The sequence below is a fragment of the Arenimonas sp. genome, assembly GCF_041919775.1.
Lineage (GTDB): Bacteria > Pseudomonadota > Gammaproteobacteria > Xanthomonadales > Xanthomonadaceae > Arenimonas.
On the sequence record NZ_JAYRTE010000030.1, the window covers coordinates 1 to 19859 of the forward strand.

At 68.3% G+C, this 19859-nt stretch carries 18 protein-coding genes and 1 pseudogene; 11 read left to right on the top strand and 8 right to left on the bottom strand.

The annotated features are described in order from the left end of the window. The first annotated feature begins 186 nt into the window (after window positions 1-186). Window positions 187-2871 (top strand): pyruvate dehydrogenase (acetyl-transferring), homodimeric type, encoded by a 2685-nt coding sequence (aceE, locus tag ACE3TE_RS12240; RefSeq protein WP_374605356.1) that lies wholly within the window; start codon window positions 187-189, stop codon window positions 2869-2871. Window positions 2872-2981: 110 nt separating this feature from the next. On the opposite strand, the gene ACE3TE_RS12245 is transcribed toward aceE, so the two are convergent. Together ACE3TE_RS12245 and ACE3TE_RS12250 are read right to left on the bottom strand one after the other, a co-directional pair. Further along, on the bottom strand, window positions 2982-3647 hold the full coding sequence (locus ACE3TE_RS12245; RefSeq protein WP_374605358.1) for a YkgJ family cysteine cluster protein: 666 nt from the start codon (window positions 3645-3647) through the stop codon (window positions 2982-2984). Then, entirely contained in the window at window positions 3637-4065 is a 429-nt protein-coding gene (locus ACE3TE_RS12250; RefSeq protein ID WP_374605360.1) for a hypothetical protein, read from the bottom strand. The genes ACE3TE_RS12245 and ACE3TE_RS12250 overlap by 11 nt, the downstream gene beginning before the upstream one ends. Window positions 4066-4484: 419 nt before the next feature. Between ACE3TE_RS12250 and ACE3TE_RS12255 the strand changes: the two genes are divergently transcribed. From ACE3TE_RS12255 to ACE3TE_RS12265, 3 genes and pseudogenes are all read left to right on the top strand, one after another. Continuing rightward, complete coding sequence (locus ACE3TE_RS12255) at window positions 4485-4706, top strand: type II toxin-antitoxin system HicB family antitoxin (RefSeq protein WP_374605362.1); 222 nt, start codon at window positions 4485-4487, stop codon at window positions 4704-4706. A gap of 61 nt (window positions 4707-4767) precedes the next feature. Further along, a pseudogene (locus ACE3TE_RS12260) lies at window positions 4768-4890 on the top strand (type II toxin-antitoxin system RelE/ParE family toxin); the annotation flags it as partial. A gap of 14 nt (window positions 4891-4904) precedes the next feature. Further along, on the top strand, window positions 4905-5204 hold the full coding sequence (locus ACE3TE_RS12265) for a helix-turn-helix domain-containing protein (RefSeq protein WP_374605363.1): 300 nt from the start codon (window positions 4905-4907) through the stop codon (window positions 5202-5204). Between the two features lie 28 nt (window positions 5205-5232). On the opposite strand, the gene ACE3TE_RS12270 is transcribed toward ACE3TE_RS12265, so the two are convergent. Next, window positions 5233-6753 carry a M20/M25/M40 family metallo-hydrolase gene (locus tag ACE3TE_RS12270; protein WP_374605365.1) on the bottom strand — a complete coding sequence of 507 codons (1521 nt, stop codon included), beginning with the start codon at window positions 6751-6753 and terminating at the stop codon, window positions 5233-5235. Between the two features lie 102 nt (window positions 6754-6855). Further along, a complete protein-coding gene (locus ACE3TE_RS12275) occupies window positions 6856-7068 on the bottom strand; it encodes a hypothetical protein (RefSeq protein ID WP_374605367.1) in 213 nt (70 codons plus the stop codon). Between the two features lie 142 nt (window positions 7069-7210). On the opposite strand from ACE3TE_RS12275, the gene ACE3TE_RS12280 reads away from it, so the two are divergent. From ACE3TE_RS12280 to ACE3TE_RS12290, 3 genes are all read left to right on the top strand, one after another. Beyond that, window positions 7211-8353, top strand: coding sequence for a low specificity L-threonine aldolase (locus ACE3TE_RS12280; RefSeq protein ID WP_374605369.1), 1143 nt, complete (start codon window positions 7211-7213; stop codon window positions 8351-8353). Between the two features lie 50 nt (window positions 8354-8403). Then, window positions 8404-8775 (top strand): VOC family protein, encoded by a 372-nt coding sequence (locus ACE3TE_RS12285; RefSeq protein WP_374605371.1) that lies wholly within the window; start codon window positions 8404-8406, stop codon window positions 8773-8775. Between the two features lie 161 nt (window positions 8776-8936). After that, window positions 8937-10406 carry a YdiU family protein gene (locus ACE3TE_RS12290; RefSeq protein ID WP_374605373.1) on the top strand — a complete coding sequence of 490 codons (1470 nt, stop codon included), beginning with the start codon at window positions 8937-8939 and terminating at the stop codon, window positions 10404-10406. 6 nt (window positions 10407-10412) lie between these two features. Here ACE3TE_RS12290 and ACE3TE_RS12295 read toward each other — a convergent pair whose 3' ends face one another. Genes ACE3TE_RS12295 through ACE3TE_RS12305 form a run of 3 tightly spaced genes read right to left on the bottom strand, consistent with a single transcriptional unit; the run spans window position 10413 to window position 15059 of the window. Then, a complete protein-coding gene (locus tag ACE3TE_RS12295; RefSeq protein WP_374605374.1) occupies window positions 10413-10835 on the bottom strand; it encodes a universal stress protein in 423 nt (140 codons plus the stop codon). A 33-nt stretch (window positions 10836-10868) separates the two neighbouring features. Then, on the bottom strand, window positions 10869-13982 hold the full coding sequence (locus tag ACE3TE_RS12300; RefSeq protein ID WP_374605376.1) for an efflux RND transporter permease subunit: 3114 nt from the start codon (window positions 13980-13982) through the stop codon (window positions 10869-10871). Window positions 13983-13985: 3 nt separating this feature from the next. After that, the gene (locus ACE3TE_RS12305; RefSeq protein WP_374605378.1) at window positions 13986-15059 is read right to left on the bottom strand and encodes an efflux RND transporter periplasmic adaptor subunit; all 1074 of its coding nucleotides are present in this window, start codon (window positions 15057-15059) and stop codon (window positions 13986-13988) included. Between the two features lie 168 nt (window positions 15060-15227). Here ACE3TE_RS12305 and ACE3TE_RS12310 point away from each other — a divergent pair, with 168 nt between their 5' ends. The 4 genes from ACE3TE_RS12310 to ACE3TE_RS12325 are packed head-to-tail and all read left to right on the top strand — an operon-like array spanning window position 15228 to window position 19502. After that, a complete protein-coding gene (locus ACE3TE_RS12310) occupies window positions 15228-17354 on the top strand; it encodes a TonB-dependent siderophore receptor (RefSeq protein WP_374605380.1) in 2127 nt (708 codons plus the stop codon). Between the two features lie 23 nt (window positions 17355-17377). Next, on the top strand, window positions 17378-17641 hold the full coding sequence (locus ACE3TE_RS12315; RefSeq protein WP_374605382.1) for a DUF3649 domain-containing protein: 264 nt from the start codon (window positions 17378-17380) through the stop codon (window positions 17639-17641). Then, window positions 17638-19164 carry a PepSY-associated TM helix domain-containing protein gene (locus ACE3TE_RS12320; protein ID WP_374605384.1) on the top strand — a complete coding sequence of 509 codons (1527 nt, stop codon included), beginning with the start codon at window positions 17638-17640 and terminating at the stop codon, window positions 19162-19164. Before ACE3TE_RS12315 ends, ACE3TE_RS12320 begins: the two co-directional genes overlap by 4 nt. Then, the gene (locus ACE3TE_RS12325) at window positions 19161-19502 is read left to right on the top strand and encodes a DUF3325 family protein (RefSeq protein ID WP_374605386.1); all 342 of its coding nucleotides are present in this window, start codon (window positions 19161-19163) and stop codon (window positions 19500-19502) included. The genes ACE3TE_RS12320 and ACE3TE_RS12325 overlap by 4 nt, the downstream gene beginning before the upstream one ends. Here the strand turns inward: ACE3TE_RS12325 and ACE3TE_RS12330 are convergent. After that, a partial coding sequence (locus ACE3TE_RS12330) for a GGDEF domain-containing protein (RefSeq protein WP_374605388.1) occupies window positions 19426-19859 on the bottom strand: 434 nt, incomplete at its 5' end. The two genes, ACE3TE_RS12325 and ACE3TE_RS12330, sit on opposite strands and share 77 nt — an antisense overlap.

Consider the following 19859-nt stretch of genomic DNA (forward strand, 5'->3'; position numbering starts at 1 on the left):
ACGCATCGCCGCCTCCATCCCCCGCCCGCAGCATACCCGCCCAGTGCAGGACGGGGGTCAGGTTCACTTTTGAAAAGTGAACCTGACCCCCTTCTTTCCGCCCGGGCTTGGCGGCCTGCGTTAAACTCCGAGCCTTGACTCTAAAACCATCTGGCCGAGCCTGAATGCCGGCCTCAGGAAGACGGAATGAACTGGCTGACCGACGCGCTGGAAAACGACCTCGACCCCACCGAAACCCGCGAGTGGATCGAATCCATGAAGGCCGTGCTCGACGCCGACGGCCCCGAGCGCGCCCACCACCTGCTGCAGCGCATGGTCGAACTGACCCGCCGCGCCGGCGCCCACCTGCCGTTCCAGCCCACCACCGAATACATCAACACCATCCCGCCGCACCTGGAAACCAAGGGCGACGGCGACGCCGCGATGGAGTGGCGCATCCGCTGCATCATCCGCTGGAACGCCATGGCCATGGTGGTGCGCGCCAACCGCAAGCCCGGCGACCTGGGCGGCCACATCGCCAGCTTCGCCTCGGGCGCCACGCTGTACGATGTCGGCTTCAACCACTTCTGGCGCGCGCCGAGTGAAAACCACCCGGGCGACATCCTGTACATCCAGGGTCACAGCTCCCCAGGCATCTACGCCCGCAGCTTCCTGGAAGGCCGCATCAGCGAAAGCCAGCTCGACAACTTCCGCATGGAAGTCGACGGCAAGGGCATCTCCAGCTACCCGCACCCGTGGCTGATGCCCGACTACTGGCAGACGCCCACCGTTTCGATGGGCCTGGGCCCGATCAGCGCCATCTACCAGGCGCGTTTCCTGAAGTACCTGGAAAGCCGCGGCCTGATCGAACCCAGCGACCGCAAGGTCTGGTGTTTCCTGGGCGACGGCGAGACGGACGAGCCCGAGAGCCTGGGCGCGATCGGCGTGGCCGGCCGCGAAGGCCTGGACAACCTGGTCTTCGTGATCAACTGCAACCTGCAGCGCCTGGACGGCCCGGTGCGCGGCAACGGCAAGATCATCCAGGAACTGGAAGGCAGCTTCCGCGGCGCCGGCTGGAACGTGATCAAGCTGATCTGGGGCAGCTACTGGGACCCGCTCCTGGCGCGCGACACCGACGGCATGCTGAAGAAGCTGATGATGGAAACCGTCGACGGCGAATACCAGAACTGCAAGGCCTTCGGCGGCAAGTACACCCGGGAGAACTTCTTCGGCAAGTACGACCAGACCGCCAAGCTGGTGTCGAACCTCAGCGACACCGACATCGCCCGCCTCAACCGCGGCGGCCACGACCCGCACAAGGTGTACGCCGCCTACGACCGCGCCGTGAAGCACAAGGGCCAGCCGACCGTCGTGCTGGCCAAGACGGTGAAGGGTTACGGCATGGGCACCTGGGGTGAATCGCTCAACCCCACGCACCAGACCAAGAAGCTCGACGATTCGGGCGTCAAGGCCTTCCGCGACCGCTTCAACATCCCCATCAGCGACGACAAGCTGGCCGAGGTGCCGTTCTACCACCCGGGCGAGAAGTCGCCGGAAGTCGAATACCTGCGCAGCCGCCGCGAAAAGCTGGGTGGTTACCTGCCGCAGCGCCGCCAGAAGACCAGCAAGAAGCTCGAGGCGCCGAAGCTGGAAGTGTTCGAGCGTTTGCTGAAGAGCACGGGCGAGCGCGAAAACTCCACCACCATGAGCTTCGTGCAGGCGCTGAACATCGTGCTGCGCGACAAGCAGGTGGGCCCGCGCTGCGTGCCGATCGTCGCCGACGAAGCGCGCACCTTCGGCATGGAAGGCCTGTTCCGCCAGATCGGCATCTACGCGCCGGAAGGCCAGAAGTACAAGCCGGTCGACGCCGACCAGCTGATGTACTACCGCGAGGACAAGACCGGCCAGGTGCTGGAAGAGGGCATCACCGAAGCCGGCGCCTTCAGCAGCTGGATGGCGGCGGCGACCAGCTACTCGTCGTCCGACGTGCCGATGCTGCCCTTCTACATCTACTACTCCATGTTCGGCTTCCAGCGCATCGGCGACAGCGCCTGGCAGGCGGCCGACATGCGCGCCCGCGGCTTCCTGCTGGGCGCCACCGCCGGCCGCACCACGCTCAACGGCGAAGGCCTGCAGCACGAAGACGGCCACAGCCACCTGCTGGCCGGCGCGATTCCGAACTGCCGCGCCTATGACCCGACCTTCGGCTTCGAAGTGGCGGTGATCCTGCAGCACGGCATGAAGCGCATGCTCGAGGACCAGGTGGACGAGTACTACTACCTGACCCTGATGAACGAGTCCTACACCCATCCCGACATGCCCGAGGGCGCCGCGGAAGGGATCCTCAAGGGCATGTACCTCCTGAAGGACGCCGGCAAGCCCAAGAAGGGCGAACTGCGCGTGCAGCTGCTGGGCAGTGGCACCATCCTGCGCGAAGCCATCGCCGCCGCCGAACTGCTGGACAAGGACTTCGGCGTCACCGCCGACATCTGGAGCTGCCCCAGCTTCACCGAGCTGCGTCGCGACGGCTTCGACGCCGAACGCTGGAACCGCTTCAACCCGGAAGCGAAGTCACCGCGCAAGGCGTACGTGACCGAGTGCCTGGAGGGCAGGCAGGGGCCGGCGATTGCTGCCACTGACTACGTGCGCGCCTTCGCCGACCAGATCCGAGCCTTCGTGCCGATGCATTACACCGTGCTGGGTACCGATGGCTTTGGCCGAAGCGACACCCGCGCGAACCTGCGGCGGTTCTTCGAGGTTGACCGGTACTACATCGCCCACGCGGCGATCGCGGCGCTGGCGGCCGAGGGCAAGATGAACGGGAAGGATGTGGCGCGCGCGATTAAGCAGTACAAGATTGATACCGACAAGGGCAATCCCGTCACCCTGTGAGTCCGATGCTTGGGTTCGTACTCGTCCTTGTCGCGCTGACCCTGTTCGCCACGGCCCTGTTTTAGCCGGGCGCCACGTGGGTAAGGGCGGAGCACCGTGCCAGGCCGTCCTTAATCGCAGCGACTGACCGATGGCAGCGGCGTAACCTCCGCGCCCAGTCCTGCGCGCGCCGCAAGCCGCCGCACGTGCCGGTGCGCACGCGCTTCGACGGTCGTGGGGGAGTCTTCTCCCGCCTCGCCCAGCGGGGCATCGATGTCGATCATTTCGTGGGGCTGGATTGCCGCAGCGCCATCGGGGGCCTGCAACAATTTCAGGAAGAGGCCGAAATAGGCGTCGGCCAGCTCCATGTAGGGCAGGGCATCCTGCTGGTCGAGGTAGTCGGCGATGGTGCCGTTGGTGCCCCAGACGCCTTCGGTATCCGGATGGGGCGCGGCATCAACGAACTCCTCGCTGTCGGGGCCCACGATGCGGCCCAGCGGGTAGAGCCGGCACACCAGCGGCCGGTCACCGTGCACGCTGCAGCCGGAGGCGCCGAGGAATACGCAGTTGCCATCCTCTCGTTGGCGCAGGTGCACCCCTTCGTCGGTGTATCGCCCGACCACTTCTGCGACCGGCAGGCCAAGCCCGTGCGCCAGGCGGGCGAGCTCGTACGGGTTCACCTGGATGGTCTTGTGCCGGCAGCAGCGGTTGCAGGCGTGGCAGCGGAAGGAGAAGGCGGAGTCGCGTCGCAGCCCGGTGCGCAGTGGAGTGGGAGCCCCGGCGGGCTCAGCCGCCATCACCGGGAGGATCCGTCTTGATCTGGCGGGACTCCGGCCGGGGCTCGATCGCGCCTTCCATCTTGATCTGGCGGGACTGCGGTCGGGAGTCGTCCACCCTGTCCCACTTGATCTGGCGGGACTGAGTCCGCGGCTCGGCCACGCCGTCGAGCTTGATCTGGCGGGACTGCGGCTGGGGCTCGTCCACTTTGTCCCACTTGATCTGGCGTGACTGAGGCGCCGTGGACGCTTCGAGCTTGATCTGCCGCGATTGCGCAGCCTTGGGGTCAGGGCGCTCGCCCTTCCCGGCTGTCACCGTCGAATCGTCCTGGCGATCATGCTTTCGTTCGTCCTGCGTGCTCGCATGAGCCACGCCCAGGGAAGTGGCCAGCAATGTCATGGCCGAAACAATCAAGGGTGCTGCGGGTCGGTTCTTCATGTCAGATCCCCTTTTTTGCGAATGTCCACTATACGTGGAAGCGTGTTGAATACCGCCAGGCGGCGGCTGCGGTCGCATCCAGGATCGAGCGCACGCGGTTGCCCCGCCGGCCGGATCCAGGCGTCGACGGTGGACGGGTTCCGCTTGTCGTGGTGAGCAGCAGGCGGGCGTTGTAGCCGCCTTCGGGGGGCAGCAGCCAGACCTTGGAGGCGCCGCTGATGTTGGTGTGGAGGGCAATCCACTGCCCGTCAGGCGAATACTGCGGGCCCGTGGCGCAGGCTATACGTGGCTCCCTCCCCAGGGTGTTCAGGGGGCAACGTAGCAGGCGGGTGGAACTGGCCGGGAGCTTTTCTCAGATCCGACCCCTCGTTGCAGCCATTCGTCCACAGGAGCATCCTGAAGCAGGCCGGTCTCCGGAAATGAATGCCACGCGCTACGCCATCGTCATCGAGAAGTCCGAAAACAACTACGGGGCGTGGGCGCCCGATCTTCCCGGCTGCGTTGCCGTTGGCGATTCGGTGGAAGAGGTAGAACGGCTGATGCGTGAGGCAATCGAATTCCATCTTGAGGGCATGCGCGAGGACGGCGATCCGATTCCGCCGCCTGTGGCACGGGTCAACTACGTGGATGTAGCCGCCTGAGTTCCGGCCATCGGCGGTTGACTACTCTGTACAGCGCGCCCCAGCACTTGGCGCGTTCCGAACGCTGTATATGGTGGAGAAGGCCGACGAGGTCTATGTGCTTCATGTCTTCCAGAAGAAGACGCAGAAGACGCCGGCGAGGGACATCGCGAAAGGCAGGCAGCGCCTGCAGTTGATTCGATAATCCGAGGCATCCAGATGCGCAAGACCAGCAAGGAATCGAAGATCACCTGTTCAAGCGGCAACGTTTTCGTTGACGTGGGCTTTGATGAAGCCCAGGCACAGCTGCTCACCCTGCGTGCCGACCTGATGATGCAGCTCGACAAGCAGCTCAAGGCCCGGCGGCTTACCCAGGTGGCTGCTTCTGAATTGCTGGGCGTCAGTCAAAGTCGGGTTTCCGACCTCGTGAGGGGCAAGACGGAGAAGTTCAGTCTCGACATGCTGGTCCTGTTTGCAGCAAAGCTCGGAACGCCAGCCAGGATTGAACTCCTGAACTAAACGAACGTCGAGCGCTGGCGAACTTCCCTCAAGGCTTGGTCCTTGCCAACGCGTACATGAACTCCGCGAAGAACAGCGCCTGCCGGTCGATGCCGGCCAGCTTCGGGTCTTCGGCATCGATCAGGTACCACTCATCCGGCGCATGCGCCTGCCCGCCCTGGCCGATGCCGACGAACACGGCCGGCAGCGACACCGGCGGGTCGGTGAAGCGATACCCGGGCCAGGAGCCGGCCAGGCGCGGGGTCAGCGTGTGGGGCAGGCCGGCGCCTTCCAGTGCGGTAACCAGCGCCTGCACGACGGCCGCGTCGCGCGGTGTTTCGGTGGGGCCGTAGATTCCCCCGGTCACGATTTCGATGTCGGTGAAGCCACGCTTGTCGAGGTGCGCGCGCAGTTTGGCCACCACTTCATCGGCTTGCATGTCGGGCACCAGGCGGAAGTCGAGCTTCGCCTCGGCGCGCGAGGGAATCGAGGTCTTGCCGCCCGGGCCGGTGTAGCCGCCTACCAGGCCCTGAATGGTCACCGTGGGCTGCGAGGCCAGGCGAATCAGGCTGCTGCGGTAATCCTCGCCGGCGATCCAGCCCTGCACCTTCAACTCCTTCTTGGCCGCGGCCTCCGAGCCCGGCCGGATGCCCGCCTCGATCAGGGCGATCTGTTCGTCCGACAGCGGTCGCACGTCGTCCATCCAGCCATCGATGGCTGGGGTAAAGCCGTCATCGGCGACGAGGGTGTCCAGCGCTTTCACCAGGCGCCAGGCCGGGTTCTCCACCGACGCGCCCATGGAGGAGTGGATTTCCATTCCGGGGCCACGACCCGACTTGGCGCCGTCGGCCACCAGCTGCACTTCCGCCACGCCCTTGGCGCCCAGGTAGATTTCGACGCCGCCGTCGTTGTCCTGCCAGGCGACCGGCAGGATCACGCCCACGGATTCCGAAAGGGCTCTGGCCACTTCGGGATCGCCGGTGATCTGGCCAAAATTCTCGGAGCCCGTTTCCTCTTCGCCTTCGGCCACCAGCACGATGTTGACCGGCAGCGGGGTGCCCGTGGCCTTGAAGGCCCGGATCGCCGTCAGCAGGGTGGCTTCGGGGCCCTTCTGGTTGATCGCGCCGCGCCCGATCAGCACCGTCTTGCCGTCGCGTTCCACCAGCTGGCCTTCGAGCGGCGGCTGGCTCCACTCATGCGCTTCGAACTGCTTGACGTCGTACATGAAGTACACGGCCAGCGTCGTCGGCGCGCCGGCATCGAGCCGGCCGAACACGCCGGGTGCGCCATCGGTGGGAATGATGCGCGCAGAGTCGAAGCCGGCATCGAGCAGCATTCGTTGCATCAGCTCGGCGCCTTCCTGGCGGTTGAGCTTCTCGGCGTTGATGGACGGCAGCGCGATCCACTCGCGCAGGCGGGCCAGCGCCTCGTCGTGGTCGGCGGCGATCGCCTTGCTGAGTGTCGTCCGCGTTTCAGCCGGCATCACCGGCGGAGCGGCGTGTGCCGCGGGCGCGAAAGAAGTTGCACAGGCCAGGCCGAGGCCCAGCGAAACGAGGGTTTTGCCCAGCATCATCGGTCCGCCTTCAAAGCGAGGTCGAGAGCCGAGTATGCCGGCCCTCCGCCCGCCGGTGAAGGCGGGGGGAGGCGAGGCGGGTTGGAACCGGGCGCTTGCTCAGCAGCGACCGCGACGGTCGCCGTGGCCCAGGTGGCCGTCCAGCGCGGCGCGCGGCAGTTCCATGGTCTTCTTGCCCTTGTGGCAGACGAGGACGGTGTCGCCGCCTGCGCCAGCGCCGGACTTCGACGAGCCGTAGTAGCCGCCGCGGGAACCATAGGTGCCGCAGGCGGCAAGACCGGCGGCCAGCATCAGCACGATGATGATTTTCATGGGAGTACTCCTTCTTGTTCTGGTGGGGTCACGCGGGGCGCGCAGGCGCCGGAAACCGCATTGACCGTCCCACATAGCGCCCGGCATGCTGAGGCTGCTATGAACGCCGCCAGCCCGGTGGCGGAGCGCGCCGGAGCACTGCATGGATCGTCGTCACTTCCTCGCCACGGGTGCGCTGGCCATGGCGTCGACCGCGTTGCCGGCGTCGGCGGCGCTCGCGGCGACAGGGCAGGAAGGTCTCTTCCAGGACGTCAATTTCTACTCCGACGGACTGGCGCTGAACCCACGCGAGTACGCGGTGCTGCTGGACCAGGCGACCAGGCGCGCCGGCTTCATCCCCGACAATTATTCCCGCGGCGGCGCCATCGAAGCGCTGGAGGCGAAGTTCGCCGCCCGCCTGGGCAAGGAGGCCGCGATCTTCCTGCCCACCGGAACGCTGGCCAACCAGCTGGCGGTGCGCAAGCTGGCCGGAAACAGCCCGCGCGTGCTGGTGCAGGCCGAAAGCCACCTCTACAACGACACCGGCGACGGCGCCCAGGCGCTGAGCGGCCTCACGCTGCTGCCGCTGGCGCCCGGCCAGGCCAGCTTCACGCTGGATGACGCCAAAGCCTGGGCAGCACGCACCGCCGGCGGCCGCGTCGAATCGCGCATTGGCGTGCTGTCCATCGAAAGCCCGGTGCGCCGGCAGCAGCATCGCTTTTTCGAATTCGATCAACTGGTGCAGCTGTGCAACTGGGCTCGCGAAGAGGGCATACGACGTCATCTCGACGGTGCCCGTCTGTTCAACCTGCCCCAGCACACGGGCCGGTCGGTGAAGGAATACGCGGCGCTGTTCGACACGGTCTATGTGTCGGTCTGGAAACACTTCAACGGGGCCACCGGCGCCATGCTCGCCGGCGACGCCAGCTTCATCGAGGGGCTGTACCACACGCGCCGCATGTTCGGCGGTGCCTTGCCGGCAGCCTGGCCGTCGATCGCCTTCGTCGACCAGTTCCTGGATGACTACGAAGCCGACTACGCCAAGGCCTGGCAGGTGGCCGACAGGGTCATCGCCATCCTGGAAGCCAGCGGCCAATTCACCGCCCGCAAGCTCGGGAATGGCACCAGCATGTTCCTGCTCAAGGCCGGGGGTATTACCTCCATGGCCCTGTCCGAACGCGCCGCGAAACATGGCGTGCGGCTGCCCGGTTATCCCGATGACGTCACCGAATTCCCGTTGCAGGTCAATACCTCCCTGCTGCGCAAGACGCCGGAAGCCGTGGCGCAGGCGCTGCTGGATCCCTGAGCGCCAAACCCGGCGTACCATCGGCTCGCCGCCATCTCCCGGAGCACGCCATGAACCTCGGCAACTTTTCCGTCAGCCTCGCCGTCAAGGACATCAAGGCCTCGCGCGCGTTCTACGAGGCGCTGGGTTTCACCGCCTTCCACGACCAGATGCAGCACAACTGGCTGATCATGAAAAACGGCGACACCGTCATCGGCCTGTTCCAGGGCATGTTCGAGAAGAACATGCTTTGCTTCAATCCCGGCTGGGACAACAATGGCCAGCCGGTGGATCCGTTCACCGACGTGCGCGAAATCCAGCGCCAGCTCAAGGCGAAAGGCATCACGCCCGTGAAAGAAGTGGACGAAGCCGGTACTGGCCCGGGCTCCTTCGTCGTGACCGATCCCGACGGTAATCCGGTTCTGCTCGACCAGCACCGCTGAATCGCGAAACAGGCCAGTCCCCCCCCCGGTATGTCGGTACGAACGGAGTTGCCCGCGCCAAGAGCCCCGACGTCCTCCACACCCTGGTCGGGTGTGACCTGCCGGCGACCCACGGCGACGCCAGCAGGCAAGCGCGTATCTGCAGGACGTATGCTGCACGGATGACTGAGGACTACGCCATCGCCTGGCAACACAGCTATGCCAGCCTGCCGGCCGGTTTCTGGCAGCCCGCGCCGCCGACGCCGGTTTCCGCGCCGCGACTGCTGGCGTGGAACACGGCGCTTGCAGGCGAACTGGGCCTGGACCCGGCGCTTGAAACCGCGGCCGACCGCCTGTTTTCCGGCAATGAGCTGCCGAAGGGCGCGCGGCCCATTGCGCTGGCCTATGCCGGCCACCAGTTCGGCCACTTCGTGCCGCAGCTTGGCGACGGTCGCGCGTGTTTGCTGGGCGAGGTGCTTGCGCCCGACGGACGCCGGTTCGACATCCAGCTGAAGGGTTCGGGGCCGACGCCGTTCTCGCGCCGAGGTGACGGCCGCGCCGCCATCGGGCCGGTGCTTCGCGAATACCTGGTCAGCGAAGCCATGGCCGCGCTGGGCGTGCCGACCACGCGCGCGCTGGCGGCCGTTGCCACCGGCGAACACGTGCTGCGCGACGAAGTACTGCCCGGCGCGGTGCTCACCCGCGTGGCGGCCAGCCACGTGCGCGTGGGCAGCTTCCAGTTCTTCGCAGCGCGCGGTGACGACGAGGCGGTGCGTACGCTGGCGGATTACGTCATCGACCGCCACTACCCGGAATTCGCCGACGCCGACGACCGCTACCTCGCGCTACTGCGCGCCGTGGCTGCCCGGCAGGCGGCGCTGGTCGCGTCCTGGCTGCAGGTGGGTTTCATCCACGGCGTGATGAACACCGACAACATGGCCGTCTCGGGCGAGACCATCGACTACGGCCCCTGTGCCTTCCTCGATGCCTATGACCCGGCCAAGGTGTTCAGTTCCATCGATCGCCACGGTCGCTACGCCTATGCCAACCAGCCGCCGATCGCGCAGTGGAACCTGGCGCGGCTGGCCGAGTGCCTGCTGCCGCACTTCCGGCGCCAGGGCGACGAGGGTCTGGCCGATGCGCGCGAAGCCATCGAGGCCTTCGCGGGCCAGTTCGGCGAAGCCTGGCTGGCGGGCTTTCGGCGCAAGCTCGGGCTGGCGACCGAAGAAACCGGCGACGAATCGCTGGTGCGCGATTTCCTCGCTGCGCTCGAAGCGGTGCAGGCGGACTTCACGCTGTCCTTCCGTGCGCTGGCGGTGGCGGCCGGCGATCCGGGTTTCAATGAACTGCCGCCGCTGCCGAAAACGCCGGCCATGGACGCCTGGCTCGCCCGCTGGCGCGCCCGCTGCGACAACGAAGCAGGCGGCAGCGATGACCTCGTGCAGCGCCTGAAGGCGGCCAACCCGGCCGTGATCCCGCGCAACCATCGCGTCGAAGCGGCACTGTCGGCCGCTGCGGGCGGCGATCTCGCGCCGTTCGAATCCTTGCTGGCGGCAGTGCGCCGGCCTTACGACGACGCACCGGCGCAGCGCGGTTTCATGGCCGCGCCGGCCGCGGGTGAACAGGTGCTGCAGACCTTCTGCGGCACCTGAAGCGCCTTATCGGACGATCAGCACCGGCACGGTGCTCTGCGACAGCACCTTGGCGGCCACCGAACCGAGCAGGGCGCTGGCCAGGGCGGTACGACCATGCGAACCCATCACCACCAGGTCGAACTTGCCGGCCTTGGCGGCCTTGGCGATGGCCGGGCCGGCGTCGTCCACGACCTGCTTTTCGCTGAAGGCGAGCTTGGCGCGCTTGAACGCGGTGCGCGCGGCCTTCATCGCGTGGTCGTGGTTTTCCTGGTGGTAACGGCGCGTGCCCTCGGTGCCCAGCTCGGCGGCGACGCGGCGCATCAGCGGCACGTCGGCGTGCATCAGCACCAGGGTCGGGGCCTCGGCCATGGCCTTGGCGAGGTCGATGGCGGTTTTGACGGCGAGGGCGGCGGCCTTGCTGCCGTCGATGGCGACCAGGATCTTCATGGCGGGCAACTCCTGTCAGGACTGCCTTCCAGTCTACGCCGCCTTGGCCGCGGCCGCCGACCGGCGTCCCAGGACCGTCACCAGCAGGGCCGGCAGGAAACACAGGGTCACCACCGCCGAGAACGCCAGGCCGAACAGCACGATCGCGCCCAGGCCGCGGTAGAGCTCGGTGCCCGCACCCGGGATAAGCACCAGCGGCGCCAGCCCGAACAGCGTGGTCAGCGTGGACATCAGGATCGGCCGCAGGCGTGACTGCACCGCGCCGGCCACCGCCTCCTCGACGCTGGCCGCGCCTTCGGCGATGCGCTGCACGGTTTCGTCCACGATCAGGATCGGGTTGTTCACCACGGTGCCCAGCAGCACCAGGAAACCCAGCAGCGTGATCATGTCGAAGGGCTGGCTGACGAACAGGTTCAGCACCGCCAGGCCGATGATGCCGCCGGCGACGCCCAGCGGCACCGTGGCCAGCACGAACAGGGGCCGGCCCCAGTGCCGGAAGATCGCCACCAGCAGCAGGTAGCACAGCAGCAGGGCGATCGCGAAGTTGCCGGACACGGCGTCGCGGGTGGCCTCGAGCTGGTCGCTGGCACCGCTGATCTCGATGGCCACGCCCGGCGGGATCTCGCCGGCGCGGCGCATCGGTTCCAGCAACTCGGCGCGCACGCGTTCGACGCCGGTTTCCAGCGCGATGCCGCGCGGCGGCACGATGTTCAGCGTCACGGTGCGGCGGCCGTCCAGGCGCCGGATCGAATCGGTGTCGGCGCTTTCGCGCAGGTCGGCCAGGGCCGACAGCGGCAGCACCGCGCCCGAGGGCGTGGCCACCGGCAGTTCGCGCAGGGCGTCGAGCTGCTGGGTGCCGGCGCCGCCGAACAGGTAGATGTCGACCTTGTCGTCGCCCAGGATCAGTTCGTCGACGAAGGCGCCGTCGCTCAGCGCCGCCACCGCGAAGCCGAAACCGGCGGCGTCGTAGCCCACTTCGGCCAGGCGTTCCCAGCGCGGCACCAGCTCCACCAGCGGCTGGTCCAGGCTGAGGCTGGACGGGTCGGAGCCGATGCGGGCGCCGGGGAACAACTCCTCGGCGCGCCGGTAGCCGCGTTCGGCCACGGCATAGAGTTCGGCCAGCTCGATGCCCGAGATGTCGAGGTTGATGCTGCGCGATCCGCCGTCGTTGCTGGAGATGATCGAGCCGCGCGAGGAGAACGCGCGCATGCCCGGGTAGGCGCGGAAGCGCTTGTCCAGCGCGTCCATCACCGCCTCGATGTCGGCCGGGTCCACCGGCTCGGCGATGATGCGCAGGCCGCCGGGGCTGGCCGAGAGGTTGTAGTAGGCCAGCGGCGGCAGGTCGGTGTCGCCGGCCTCGTAGGCGGCGCGGTCGGCCTTCACCTGTGGGCCGATGTCGGCCATCACCTCGCGGGCGATGCCCTCCATTTCCGCCAGGTTGTAGCCCGGCGGCGCGATCATGCGCGCGAAGGTCTTGGGTTCCTCGCCTTCGGGCAGGTACTCGGCCGGCGGCGTCAGCAGCCACAGCGCCAGCCCGGCCAGCACCACCGTGCCCGCCAGCACCTGCATGCGCCGGCGCGCGCTGGCCGCCAGCCACTGCGTGCCGCTGGCGATGCGGTCGAACCAGTCCTGGCCCGGCACGCGCTGCTGGCCCTGGATGCCGAAGGACAAACGCCCGGCCAGCGCCGGCACCACCGTCACGGCGATCAGCATCGAGGCCAGGATCGAGGCCGAGATGGCGATGGCGATGTCCGAATACAGCTGGCCGGCCTCTTCCTCGATGAACAGGATCGGCGCGAACACCAGCACGGTCGTCAGCGTCGAAGCCAGCACGGCCGGCCACACGCGGCGCACGCCGGCGATGGCGCTTTCCATCCGGCCCAGGCCCTTGCGCCGGGCCTGGTCGATGCTCTCGAGCACCACGATGGTGTTGTCCACCGTCATGCCGATGGCGAAGGCGACGCCTGCCAGCGAGATCACGTTGAGCGTGCGCCCGGCGAGCAGCAGGCCGACGAAGGCGGCGATGGTGCAGATGGGAATCGCGATGACGCCGGCCAGGGTCTGCCGCTTCGAGCGCAGGAAGGCGAACATCACCAGCGTCGCCAGGCCCGCGCCCAGCGCCAGGTTGGTCCAGACATTGGCGACCGAGTCCTCGACATAGCGGGCGTCGTCGCTCGACAGCGTTAGCTCCAGGCCCAGGGGCGCCAGCAGGTCGGCGTTGACCTCGTCCACCGCCGGCAGGATGGCGCGTTTGATGGCGATCACGTTCGAACCGGGTTCGCGGCGGATCGAAAGGCTCAGCGCCGGTTCGCCGTTGTTGAAGCTCAGCTCCCGCCGTTCGAAGTGGTCGAGCTTCACTTCGGCGATGTCGCGCAGGCGCACCACCACGTCGTTTTCGCTGGCGACCACCAGGTCGTGGAGCTGGCCGATGTCGCGCACCCGGCCGACGGTGCGCAGCAGGTAGCGGCGTTTGCCGCTGTCAAGGTCGCCGCCGGAGGTGTCGCGGTTGCGCGCGCGTACGGCTTCACGAACCTGTGAGAGGGTGAGCCCGCGTTCGGCCAGCCGGCCGGGATCGACCTCGATGCGAACCTGGCGCTCGCTGCCGCCGCCCACCTGCACCAGGGCCACGCCGGGCACGCGCTCGAGCCGCGGCCGCACGAAGTCCTCGACGTAGTCGCGCATCATGTCCAGGTCGAGCTCGAGCGGGCTGTCCTCGCGGGCGCCGATCCGGAAATACATGAAGGCGTTGTTAGAGAACGAACTGGTGGACAGGCTGGGCTGGTCGACGTTCTCGGGGTAATTCGACACCTGGCTGAGCGCATTCGAGGTGCGGATCAGCGCCTCGTTGATGTCCACGCCGAACGGGAATTCGAGTTCGATGCTGGCCTGGCCGGTGCTGGCGCTCGAGACCATGCGGCTCAGGTTCGGGATGGTGCGCAGGTATTTTTCCTGCTCGAGCAGGATCTCCTGCTCCACGTCCTGCGGCGTCGCGCCGGGCCAGCGGGTCTGCACGCCGATGGTGCGCACTTCCAGGTCGGGGATCATCTGCACCGGCACGCGCAGGGCGGCGGCGGTGCCGAGCACGCACAGCACCAGCACGGCGACCGCGATCAGGGTGCCGTGGCGCAGCAGGCGTTCGAAGCCCATGGCTCAGTCTTCTCCGGGCGCCACGGCCTGGCCGTCGCGCAGGGCTTCGTTGCCGCGTATCACCACCCGTTCGCCGGCCTCGATGCCTTCGGCGATGGCGACTTGGCTGCCGCGGTCGCGCAGCACGCGCACGGTGCGCTGGCGCGCCACCCAGCCGTCGCCGTCGGGCAGCACCACGAACAGGCTGTAGCCGCCGTCGGGCTGGCGCAGCAGGGCGTCGCGCGGCACGGCCAGCGCCGCCTGGGTGGCGGGCAGCGACACCACCGCGCGCGCCGAGGTGCCGGGCAGCAGGCGGCCGTCGGCGTCGTCCACGCGCAGGCGCAGCAGGAAGGTGCGGGCCTGCGGATCGGTCACCGGTACCCGCGCTTCGATCCGGGCGGGCAGGGCATCGCCGGCCAGCGCATCGGGGAAAACCTGCACCGTCGCCTCGCCGGCCAGCGCCGCGAACCGTTCCTGCGGCACCTGCAGGTCAAGGCGCACGCGGTCGGTGGCGACCAGGTCGAGCACGGTGTCGCCGCGCTGCACCCACTCGCCGGCTTCCGCATGTTTGGCGGCGACGACGCCGTCGAAGGGGGCGGGCAGGACGTGCCGGCGCACCAGCTCCTGCTGCTCGGCGACCGCGGCGCGCGCGGAATCGGCGGCGGCGCGCGCCTGGCTCAGGCGGGCCTCGAGCGTGCCGACCTGGCTGGCGGGAATGAACTTGTCGGCGGCCAGGCGCCGGCCTTCGTCGAGCAGGCGTTGCGCTTCGGCGGCGCTGGCATCGGTTTCGGCAGCTTCGGCGCGCACCCGCGCCAGCGTGTGCCGGGCCACCGCATCGTCGAGCTGCACCAGCACCTGGCCGGCCTTTACGCGATCGCCGGCGTCCACCTTCACCTCGCGCACCAGGCCGTCCACGCGCGGCGACAGGCCGGCCGCGCGGTCGGCGGTCAGCGTGCCGGTGAGCTGGAACTGTTCGCCGAAGTCGGCGGCCCCGGGCTGCATTACCCGCACGGGCACGGCGGCCAGGGCCGGCAGCGCGGCGACTGCCAGCACGGCCACCGCCAGCCAGGGCGCCCGCGGGCGTTGGTAACTGGGCATGCGCTTTCCCCACTGCTTGATGCCGCCGAGCCTAACAACCGGACAGGCCCGGGAAATGTGAAAGCCCCCGAGCTGTTGCAAACGCGAATCACTCGCATCTATACTCGCCGCCGCTTCAGGCCCAGCAGACGCCACGCCTGGTTCCCCCTTCGAACTCCAGGAACCCGTATGTCTGCCCAAACCCGCATGGCCGTGCTTCCGGCCTGCCTGCTGGCCGCACTGGCCAGCCCCGCCGCCTTCGCCGACGCCGGCATGGCGCTTACCCAGCTCGACGCGGTCGAAGTCACCGCGCAAAAGCCCGACGACTACGCCGCCGGCTCCACCGATTCCGCCACCCGCCTGGAACTGACGCCGCGCGAAACCCCGCAGTCGGTCAGCGTCATCACCCGGGCGCAGATGGACGACTTCGGCCTGGACAACATCAACGAGGTGCTGGCCAACACCACCGGCGTGGTGGTCGAACAGGTGGAAACCGACCGCGTGTACTTCACCGCCCGCGGCTTCGACATCAGCAACTTCCAGCGCGACGGCTTCGGCCTGCCGCTGCCCTACGGCATCCAGAACGGCGACCTCGACACCGCGATCTACGAGCGCATCGAAGTGCTGCGCGGCGCCAACGGCCTGCTCTCGTCCACCGGCAACCCTTCGGCCACGGTGAACTTCGTGCGCAAGCGGCCCGGCGGTGACTTCACCGGCGGCCTGCGCCTGGGCATCGGCAGCTGGGACCAGCGACGCCTCGACGTCGACGTCGGTGGCCCCTTGAACGACAGCGGCAGCGTGCGCGGCCGTGCCGTCGCCGCCTGGCAGGACGGCGACAGCCATCTGGACCGCTATTCGCTGGAAAAGAACGTGCTCTACGGGGTGATCGAAGCCGACCTCGGCCCCGCCACCACGCTGGCCGTCGGCGCCTCGCACCAGGACAACACGCCCACGGGCAACCTCTGGGGCGCGCTGCCGCTGTTCTACACCGACGGCACGCCCACCGATTACGACGTTTCCACCAGCACCAGCGCCGACTGGTCGTACTGGGATTCCAGCGACACCCGCGCCTTCGTGGAAGTCGCGCATGCGATGGCCAACGGCTGGACGATCAAGGCTGCCGTCAACCACGAAGAGACGGAAGAAGAAAGCGAACTCTTCTACGTCTACGGCACGCCCGATCCGGTCACCGGCCTGGGCCTGTTCGCCTATCCGTCGGCCTACGGTGGCCGATTCAAGGCGCTGTCGGCCGACGTTTTCGCCACCGGCCCGGTGCGCCTGGGTGGCCGCGACCACGACGTGGTGGTTGGCGCCAGCCGGGCCGACGGCAACACCCGCGAACTGTCCTGGTACGGCAACGACGTCGGCACGCCGCTGGCGCCGGGCCAGGCCTTCGACGGCAGCTACCCGAAGCCCGGCTTCGACGCGTATTCGGACGGCTCGGATTTCGACTACGGCCGCGAAAGCGTCTACGCCACGGTGCGCTGGAACCTGGCCGACAGCGTCAAGCTGATCACCGGCTTCAACCACACCCGCGTGGACACCGAAGGCTTCAGCTACGGCGAATCCAACACCGTTGATGAAAGCCGCACCACGCCCTTCGCCGGCGCGGTGCTGGACCTGGGTCCGGTCTGGTCGCTGTATGCCAGCTACGGCGAGATCTTCAACCAGCAGTCGGAAGTGGATGCCGAAAACCGCCTGGTTGGCCCGATCGAAGGCAGCAATGCCGAGATCGGCCTGAAGGGTGAGTGGTTCGACGGCGGCCTCAATGCCTCGCTGGCCGTGTTCCGCGCCGACCAGGACAACCTGGCCGAATACGCCGGCTTCGACACCGGCACCGGCCGGTCCTTCTACGCCGGCGTCGATGCCCGTTCGCAGGGCGTGGAGCTGGATTTCGCCGGGCGACTGGGCGAACACTGGCACGTCGCCGGTGGATACACCGTGCTTGAGCTCAAGGGCGCCGACGGCAGCGATGCGCGCACCTACGTGCCGCGGCAGCTGCTGCGGTTTTCCGCAGTGCTCGACTTGCCCGCCGTGCCCGGCCTGAGCCTGGGCGCCAACCTGCGCTGGCAGTCGGACATCCATCGCGAGGCCGTCGCCTACGACGACCTGGGCACGGCCACGCCGCTGCGCATTCAACAGCCGTCCTACGCGCTGCTGGGCCTGATGGCCAACTACGCCATCAACGACCGCTGGTCAGCCACGCTGAACCTGGACAACGTCACCGACGAAAAATACCTCGGCAGCCTGTACTGGGAGCAGGGTTATTACGGCGCGCCGCGCGGCGTGACGCTGTCGGTCGGCTACCGGTTCTGACCGTGATGTCGCAGCGTCTTGGCGTGACTTCGCGCGTCGCCGCCGCCCTGGTGGGCGGCTACGCGATGGCCTACGGCTTCACCGCCTTCCTGAGCCTGGCGCTGCCGCTGGGGCGCGTGGACCGGGTGGCCTTCGCCACCCTGTTCGCGTTCGCGGCCTGGTGCGCGGCGGCGATCTACGTGTTCGCCGCCCGCTCGGCCTGGCGTGCCTGGATGGCGCCGCTGGGCCTGGGATTGGCGCTGTGGGGCATCACCCTGCTGTTCCCGGAGGCGGCGGCGCGGCCATGAAGGACACCCTTTCCAAATCGATGGCCTGGCTGCACACCTGGTCGGGCCTGGTGGTCGGCTGGCTGCTGTTCGTCATCTTCGTCGGCGGCACCATCGCCTGCTTCGACAAGGAGCTCGACGACTGGGCGCAGCCGTGGCTGCACGGCGTCGAACTGCCGGCGCAGCCACGTTTCGACGCCGCGATCGCGCGCACCGCCGCGATGCATCCCGTCGCGCACTCCTGGTACGTGCTGGCCGGCAATGAACGCAACCGCGCCACCCGCAACTTCGCCTTTTTCGACGACGGCAGCCACTGGCACGAGACACTGCATCCGGTCACCGGCGAGCCGCTGCCCGACGTCGCCGGCGGCGACTTCTTCTTCGAGCTGCACTACAACCTGCATGCCGGCAACCCCGGCATGTACCTGGTCGGGCTGGCCGGCATGATGATGCTGGTGGCGCTGGTCGCCGGCATCATCATCCACAAGCGCTTCTTCCGCGACTTCTTCACCTTCCGGCCGCGCGCCGGTGGCCAGCGCGCCTGGCTCGATGGCCACAACCTCACCGGCGTGCTGGGCCTGCCCTTCCACCTGATGATCGCCTACACCGGCGTCGCGATCTTCATGTTCAGCTACGTCACCGCCGGCGTGGACACGGCCTACGAAGGCGACGTCTTCCACTACTTCGACGTGGCCACCGATGCCTATGAACGCCCGGAACTCGGCCGCCCGCTGGAACGCCTGCACTCGCTCGACGCGCTGGTGGCCGATGCCCGCCAGCGCCTGGGCCGGCCGGTGACCTGGGCCAGCGTGCATCACCCTGACGATGCCAGCGCCATCATTTCCTTCGGCGGCGACCACAGCCGCCGCGTGGCCTGGAACTTCGAGCAGGTGCACTACGACGCGGCCACCGGCGAGTTCCTGCACCACGGCCGGCCCGACAGCGCCGGGTATGGCGCCTACACCTTCCTCGGTGGCCTGCACATGGCGCAGTTCGGTGGCGGCACGCTTCGCTGGCTGTATTTCCTGCTGGGCCTGGCCGGTTGCGTGATGCTGGCCAGCGGCATGCAGGTCTGGGTGGCCAAGCGCCAGAGGAACGCAGGCACCGGCCACGCCATCGTGCGTGCGCTGAACGTCGGCGTGGTGGCGGGCATGCCGCTGGCCGTCGCCGCGATGGCGGTGGCCAACCGCCTGCTGCCCTGGGAGCTGGGCGAGCGCCGCGCGGCTGAAATCGCGGTGTTCTGCCTGGCCTGGCTCGTTGCCGCCGCCTGGGGCGCCTGGCGCGACCGCCGGGGCCGGGGCTGGCGAGATCTGTATGCGGGAACGGCGGCGCTGCTGCTTGCGTTGCCGGTGCTCAACCTTCTGACCACGCCCGCGGGCCACCTGCTTGCGACCCTGCCCCGGGGCGACGGGGCGCTGGCCGCTGTGGACCTGGCGGTCATCGCGCTCGGCCTGGCATTCGCCTGGCTGGGCCGGCGGCAGCATCTGCGGCTTCCTGATGAACCCAGGGAAGAAGCCAGCACGCGCAGGGAGGCCTCGGCATGATCACGCCGGTGTTCGCCCTGAACCTGCTTGCCTGGGCGCTGCTGGCCCTGGGTTTGCCCGGCCATCACCGCGCCTGGTTCGGGCGCCCGCTGTCACCCGTTCGTCGCCGCGTGCTGCGCACCCTGGGCTGGCTGTGCCTGCCCGCCGGCTGGGGGCTCGCCGTGGTGCTGCGCGGTTACGAACTGGGCAGCGTGCTGTGGGCGGCCTCGCTGATGCTGGCCGCGCTGGCCTGGGCGCTGCTGATGGCTGCCCGCGAGGCGTTCAGCGCAGGGGTCGGCCAGAGACCAGGCGCAGCCGGCGCTCGCCGGGCCGGGCCGCGCCCGAGTCGTCGAAGCTGACGCGATCGCGGCCCGCGTCCTTGGCCTGGTAAAGGGCGGCATCGGCGCGCGCCAGCCAGCGCGGCCAGTCGTCCTCGGCCTCCAGCGTGGCCGCGCCGATCGACGTGGTGACGCGCTGGCCCGCGGCCAGCGGCTCGGCCTGGACGGCATCACGGACTTTTTCCAGCGCCGCCCGGGCGCCGCTGTGGTCGGTGTCGGGCAGCAGCAGCACGAACTCTTCGCCACCCAGGCGGTACAAACGGTCGCGCTTGCGGATGCAGGCCTGCACGCGCTCGGTGAAGGCCATCAGCACGCGGCGAACCGGCGACGGTGGCCGTGCTGGTCGTTGACCTGCTTGAAGTGGTCGAGGTCGAGCAC

Bases quoted from the DNA above. Each gene is read 5' to 3' on its own strand.
- ACE3TE_RS12265 (WP_374605363.1), top strand. From the start codon at position 4,905: ATGCGCAAGACCAGCAAGGAATCGAAGATCACCTGTTCAAGCGGCAAC.
- ACE3TE_RS12255 (WP_374605362.1), top strand. From the start codon at position 4,485: ATGAATGCCACGCGCTACGCCATCGTCATCGAGAAGTCCGAAAACAAC.
- ACE3TE_RS12285 (WP_374605371.1), top strand. From the start codon at position 8,404: ATGAACCTCGGCAACTTTTCCGTCAGCCTCGCCGTCAAGGACATCAAG.
- ACE3TE_RS12325 (WP_374605386.1), top strand. From the start codon at position 19,161: ATGATCACGCCGGTGTTCGCCCTGAACCTGCTTGCCTGGGCGCTGCTG.
- ACE3TE_RS12310 (WP_374605380.1), top strand. From the start codon at position 15,228: ATGTCTGCCCAAACCCGCATGGCCGTGCTTCCGGCCTGCCTGCTGGCC.
- ACE3TE_RS12300 (WP_374605376.1), bottom strand. From the start codon at position 13,982: ATGGGCTTCGAACGCCTGCTGCGCCACGGCACCCTGATCGCGGTCGCC.
- ACE3TE_RS12245 (WP_374605358.1), bottom strand. From the start codon at position 3,647: ATGGCGGCTGAGCCCGCCGGGGCTCCCACTCCACTGCGCACCGGGCTG.
- aceE (WP_374605356.1), top strand. From the start codon at position 187: ATGAACTGGCTGACCGACGCGCTGGAAAACGACCTCGACCCCACCGAA.
- ACE3TE_RS12275 (WP_374605367.1), bottom strand. From the start codon at position 7,068: ATGAAAATCATCATCGTGCTGATGCTGGCCGCCGGTCTTGCCGCCTGC.
- ACE3TE_RS12320 (WP_374605384.1), top strand. From the start codon at position 17,638: ATGAAGGACACCCTTTCCAAATCGATGGCCTGGCTGCACACCTGGTCG.
- ACE3TE_RS12290 (WP_374605373.1), top strand. From the start codon at position 8,937: ATGACTGAGGACTACGCCATCGCCTGGCAACACAGCTATGCCAGCCTG.
- ACE3TE_RS12280 (WP_374605369.1), top strand. From the start codon at position 7,211: ATGGATCGTCGTCACTTCCTCGCCACGGGTGCGCTGGCCATGGCGTCG.
- ACE3TE_RS12305 (WP_374605378.1), bottom strand. From the start codon at position 15,059: ATGCCCAGTTACCAACGCCCGCGGGCGCCCTGGCTGGCGGTGGCCGTG.
- ACE3TE_RS12295 (WP_374605374.1), bottom strand. From the start codon at position 10,835: ATGAAGATCCTGGTCGCCATCGACGGCAGCAAGGCCGCCGCCCTCGCC.
- ACE3TE_RS12270 (WP_374605365.1), bottom strand. From the start codon at position 6,753: ATGCTGGGCAAAACCCTCGTTTCGCTGGGCCTCGGCCTGGCCTGTGCA.
- ACE3TE_RS12250 (WP_374605360.1), bottom strand. From the start codon at position 4,065: ATGAAGAACCGACCCGCAGCACCCTTGATTGTTTCGGCCATGACATTG.